Source organism: Sulfuricurvum sp. (assembly GCF_049305995.1).
Lineage (GTDB): Bacteria > Campylobacterota > Campylobacteria > Campylobacterales > Sulfurimonadaceae > Sulfuricurvum.
This window is the reverse complement of sequence record NZ_JBAQPS010000205.1, coordinates 1-4,490: the sequence shown is the minus strand read 5'-3', so window position 1 is coordinate 4,490 and position 4,490 is coordinate 1. Positions and strand designations below refer to the sequence as shown.

Here is a 4,490-nt window from a genome sequence, read left to right as displayed (position 1 = left end):
CAAAGAAATAGCTGAAAGACTTTATAGGGTACATTGTGATCTAATACTACACAAAGAAATCGTTGAAAAAACAGTTTTTACCGATGAACAGTCCAATTATGCAGTATCTGAGCTAGGAAATCAATTTTATTATGATAAAAAAATTCGTACCGACGACCAAAACATTTTTTCCGATACTATTATTTCTAAAATTGACCAAACAATCGCATATCAACTTCCCAATAAACTTCAACCCGATAAAAATGCAATATTTATTTCTGAAATTGATAATAAGACATACACTCTTTTCTTTATCCCGATTAAAAGTTTTGATCAACATTACGCAGGATATATTATTATCTATCGCACTGACCATGAGATACCTATCTATATACGCCATTTTTGGGAAATGTTTATCGCTGGATTTTTCATCATCTCGCTAGTTACATACCTTCTGATGAGCCTCTACTATCGATTACGTTTCCAACAAATTGTTTTACAAGAAATGGCATATACCGACAAATTAACCCAAATCGGAAATCGACTATATATCCAAGAAAATCTAACCTATCTTCTCTCCCTTAGTGAACGTCAAAATACTACTTTGTCTATCATCTTTTTTGACATTGATTATTTTAAAAAAATTAACGATGAGTATGGTCATCAAATTGGAGATCATGTTCTCTCAACTTTAACACAGATTATCAAAAATAATCTACGCAAAAGCGATATCATAGGGCGTTGGGGTGGTGAAGAATTTATCATCGCACTACCAAATACTTCACTTGGTCGAGCTACAAATTTAGCCGAAAAATTTCGTCAACTAATCGAAAAGTCACCATTTATTTTTGGAAATATTACTTGTAGTTTTGGAGTGGCAGAACATAAATATATGGAAACGTATGAAGCACTATTACTTCGAGCTGATGAAATGCTATACAAAGCCAAACGGCTCGGGCGTAATTGCGTCATCAATGAGTAGTATTTAGTTACTGTGACACGCCAAAGCGATATGATTATCCCGTGCATATACTAAGCCCCACTCGATCATTTGATCTAAAATGGGTCTGAGTGCTTCACCGTGTGACGTAAGTCTGTATTCCACTTTCGGCGGAACCTGCTCATAGATGATTCGACTCACCAGTCCGTTTTGTTCCATCTCTCGCAACTGCTGAGTCAGCATCTTTTGGGTAATTCGGGGCATCAGTCGAAGCATTTCACCGTTACGGAGCACTTTTTTATCGAGCAAATGCCAGAGTATCAACCCTTTCCACTTCCCGCCGATCACCTCCATGGTGAGTTCAAACGGACAATTAAAGCGTGATTCATCAATCATTAATAGTTACCTTTTAGTATGTATAGTACTTTTTAGTACGTTCTTGACACTATTTACTGTATACTATAAAATCTCACCTTATAAAACCCTAAAGGAGCCTTTAAATGCGAAACGATTTTGAAAAAGCGATGCATTTCCGTCATGCGTGCAAACTGTTCGATACGACTAAACCGATGAGTAATGTGGATTTAACCTTTATCCTCGAAGCGGGACGTCTCAGCCCCAGTTCGTTCGGGATGGAGCAATGGCAGTTTTTCGTCATCCGTGACAGTGCAATGCGCGAAGCGATTCAAGCCGTAGCGTGGAATCAGCCACAAATCACCACTGCCTCCGAATTGATCGCGATTGGCTATAAAAAAAAGGTTCGCAGTACCGACACCTATATCCAAAATGAATTTGCAAAATTCCACTATCCCGATTATCTCCTCGAAATGTACGCAGGATTCGTCGATCCTCGCAGTGATGAAGTGTTAGAATGTTGGTCATCTCGTCAGGTTTATATCGCAGCGGCCAATATGATGAGTGCCGCCGCTTCTATCGGGATCGATTCATGTCCGATGGAGGGATTTGACCCTGATGCGGTAGAGAAAATCATGGGGATTGATACGGAGGTTTACGGAGTTCCTTTACTCATTCCCTTCGGATACCGCGTCAATGAACAACCGCCGCTTCACCGCTCGGAACTCTCCGAATTGGTTACGTATCTCTAACTGCTGTAGCGCATTTGCGCTCAGTTACCCTTCAAATCTAAAAGAGTCATTATCATTTTTAATCGTAAAATGTGCAAATGCACCTTCGACACTGAGGGTATTTTTGTACTTTGTTGCCGTCAATCTTACCGCTTTCGTCGCCAAATTACAAACGGCGATACGAAAATTAGATCCCATAAAAGGTTCCACGATGCAGATAATATTCCCTTCTACTTCACGGGTAGCATGTATGATCCCCTGTAAATTACGAAAAAAATACTTCGGATAACTTAGAGGAGTTATTTCGACAACTTCCGCATATCTTGTTTTATCCAACGTGCTCGCGATGGTCATCGCATCCTCAAAATTATCAAACTGCACGCACCAATCATCAAATATTTTATTAAAATGGTTTAAATCTTCATCCAAAAAACCCCCTGCCGGAGATTGCAAAGCATAGATATTCACGGCACACACCTTAAAAATAAAAACGTTTATTGTACTTTCTTCGCTATACAGATCCGATTACACCCGCACCTCTTAATCAAACGGATAATCGAATATTGAACCTTTTTTCGAGAGGAGATAAGTATCTATTTCTTCGAATATCATGGCTGTATTCCTGTTACTCTGCACATAACGCTACCATCTCCTCATCAGTTATTTTCGCCAAATCATGCCGAGACAACTCTATCTCCAACCCTCTTCGCCCTGCACTCACATAGATTGTCGCAAAATTCTCTGCCAATGCATCGATAAACGTCCTAAGTCTCTTTTTTTGCCCCCTGCTGCTTTGGCAATCTATTTCATCGAGAGCACGGAGGAGACGGGAATAAGCGTGACGACAAGTTCCCGTGAATCGATCTGTGCGACCAATGTTTTAAATACTCTATCCACTGGACTCCCTAATTTTTCCGATGCTTCCTCTCCATACGAAGCGGATGCGGGATCATGGGTATAGGAGTGAAGTGTGTAGGGTATTTTTGCTTTTTTAGCGATGTTGACGGCGGGGGTCATTCCTACTTCTCATTAACCTGTTTAAGTCTGTACTTCACCATTTCAATCACCAACTCTTTCGGGATTGGTTGGTTCAGAGGAAACTGAATGGAGCCTTTGGCGTATTTATAGCCGATGAGTTTGGTTTTGAACGCTTCGATAGTGTCAGGATGCGGATAAAACCCTATATGATTTTTATACCCAGCCATCATAATTTGCTCTTCACGTTTACCCCCCTCTATCAGTGCAAAAGCCGGAATATTATAGTTTATCAGTTCTATTGCATCGGGTGCTGCTTCTAAGATATAACTTCGCAGCTCTACGAGAGCATTTTTGGTAGCTTCCGGCTGGTTTACGACATACTCACTAATAAGTGATTTTTTCATTTCAACTCCAATATTTTATCTTCACAAAAATAGCAATTTTTTTATTTATATGCTACTGCCACACTTATCTATGATAAAATTTATTGCCTCTATGACAATTTTCGGCTGTGTAATCTGCGGAAAATGCCCGCTTTCTTGACATAAAAATTGAGTTGAGTCAGATGAAAGCTCCAATAGTTTCATTTGGTGGTTTAAATGTATCTCAAACGGCTCTTTTGGGGCGAACGGCATATTATTCGTTCCCGTCACGACAGCTATCGGAATGTCAGGAAACACATTTGCGGTGCTTATCTGTTCAATACTTTCTAGGATTGATTCATCTTCGGAGTATTTGAACGGGTCAAAAAAATTTTCTATTTTTTTGATGGCTTCATTTGACACGCTAATCCATGCCGGAATGCGATGTGCTCTTTGCTTGGCTATCTCATCAGGATGCGACGCCTCCACAAACACCACACCTCCGACTTCGCAAGGATAAGTACGAGCATATAGATTTACAAATATACCGCCCAATGAGTGTGCTACAAGTATATATGGAATCTGGATATTTAGTTCTACAACCATATCATGCACCGCTTCGACGACTGTTTTGGCATCTTGATTTTTGTCGGCTTTGCAAGAGTGCCCTACACCAAGACGATTAAACAACAGCATACTTGCCGTCGGGCTTAACGGTGCGTAGACTTTATCCCAGCTCTCTAGCCTCATCCGAAATCCATTAAAAAACAGAATCGTCGGTGTGCTTTCTCCCACTTGTAAATATTCAAATAAAATGTCGTTTGTTGTAGACGGTAATACTTTTTTACTCATTAGACTTCTTTCAAATGATTTGGTTTTTGTTTAGCCAGAATATAACAAAACACAAGCGATATTTATTCCTCTATCAGTTTATTATTTTATCACTTCATTAATCGCATCGATAACAATATCAGGCATTTCGATCTGTATCATATGTCCACTATTAACCCAAATTTGTTTCGCATTCGGATAGAGGTTTTTTAAATCCTTACTTTTTTCATGAGCATCTTTAGCCAAATCTGCATAAAGGATTGATGATTCACTGGAACTCAAAATGATGATAGGTATATTCGGAGATGGCAATGC

Annotated in this window: 9 protein-coding genes; 2 read left to right on the top strand and 7 right to left on the bottom strand. The window is 39.6% G+C overall.

All coding sequences use genetic code 11. The features are described 5' to 3' along the window. A partial coding sequence (locus WA010_RS07055) for a GGDEF domain-containing protein (protein ID WP_422556427.1) occupies positions 1-961 on the top strand: 961 nt, incomplete at its 5' end. Positions 962-964: 3 nt separating this feature from the next. Here WA010_RS07055 and WA010_RS07050 read toward each other — a convergent pair. Beyond that, entirely contained in the window at positions 965-1,315 is a 351-nt protein-coding gene (locus tag WA010_RS07050; protein ID WP_422556426.1) for a winged helix-turn-helix transcriptional regulator, read from the bottom strand. A gap of 104 nt (positions 1,316-1,419) precedes the next feature. Between WA010_RS07050 and WA010_RS07045 the strand changes: the two genes are divergently transcribed. Further along, positions 1,420-2,025 (top strand): NAD(P)H-dependent oxidoreductase, encoded by a 606-nt coding sequence (locus tag WA010_RS07045; RefSeq protein ID WP_422556425.1) that lies wholly within the window; start codon positions 1,420-1,422, stop codon positions 2,023-2,025. Between the two features lie 24 nt (positions 2,026-2,049). On the opposite strand, the gene WA010_RS07040 is transcribed toward WA010_RS07045, so the two are convergent. The 6 genes from WA010_RS07040 to WA010_RS07015 form a co-directional block, all read right to left on the bottom strand. Next, complete coding sequence (locus WA010_RS07040) at positions 2,050-2,472, bottom strand: hypothetical protein (RefSeq protein ID WP_422556424.1); 423 nt, start codon at positions 2,470-2,472, stop codon at positions 2,050-2,052. Between the two features lie 157 nt (positions 2,473-2,629). Continuing rightward, on the bottom strand, positions 2,630-2,752 hold the full coding sequence (locus tag WA010_RS07035) for a hypothetical protein (protein WP_422556423.1): 123 nt from the start codon (positions 2,750-2,752) through the stop codon (positions 2,630-2,632). Positions 2,753-2,805: 53 nt separating this feature from the next. Then, positions 2,806-3,021 carry a hypothetical protein gene (locus tag WA010_RS07030; RefSeq protein ID WP_422556422.1) on the bottom strand — a complete coding sequence of 72 codons (216 nt, stop codon included), beginning with the start codon at positions 3,019-3,021 and terminating at the stop codon, positions 2,806-2,808. Positions 3,022-3,023: 2 nt separating this feature from the next. Continuing rightward, positions 3,024-3,386 carry an iron chaperone gene (locus WA010_RS07025; protein WP_422556421.1) on the bottom strand — a complete coding sequence of 121 codons (363 nt, stop codon included), beginning with the start codon at positions 3,384-3,386 and terminating at the stop codon, positions 3,024-3,026. Between the two features lie 45 nt (positions 3,387-3,431). Continuing rightward, positions 3,432-4,196 (bottom strand): alpha/beta fold hydrolase, encoded by a 765-nt coding sequence (locus tag WA010_RS07020; protein WP_422556420.1) that lies wholly within the window; start codon positions 4,194-4,196, stop codon positions 3,432-3,434. A gap of 81 nt (positions 4,197-4,277) precedes the next feature. Further along, on the bottom strand, positions 4,278-4,490 hold a 213-nt coding region (locus tag WA010_RS07015; protein ID WP_422556419.1), incomplete at its 5' end, for an alpha/beta fold hydrolase.

Excerpts from the sequence above, each read along its gene's own strand:
- WA010_RS07045 (WP_422556425.1), top strand. The coding sequence starts at position 1,420 with ATGCGAAACGATTTTGAAAAAGCGATGCATTTCCGTCATGCGTGCAAA.
- WA010_RS07020 (WP_422556420.1), bottom strand. The coding sequence starts at position 4,196 with ATGAGTAAAAAAGTATTACCGTCTACAACAAACGACATTTTATTTGAA.
- WA010_RS07050 (WP_422556426.1), bottom strand. The coding sequence starts at position 1,315 with ATGATTGATGAATCACGCTTTAATTGTCCGTTTGAACTCACCATGGAG.
- WA010_RS07030 (WP_422556422.1), bottom strand. The coding sequence starts at position 3,021 with ATGACCCCCGCCGTCAACATCGCTAAAAAAGCAAAAATACCCTACACA.
- WA010_RS07025 (WP_422556421.1), bottom strand. The coding sequence starts at position 3,386 with ATGAAAAAATCACTTATTAGTGAGTATGTCGTAAACCAGCCGGAAGCT.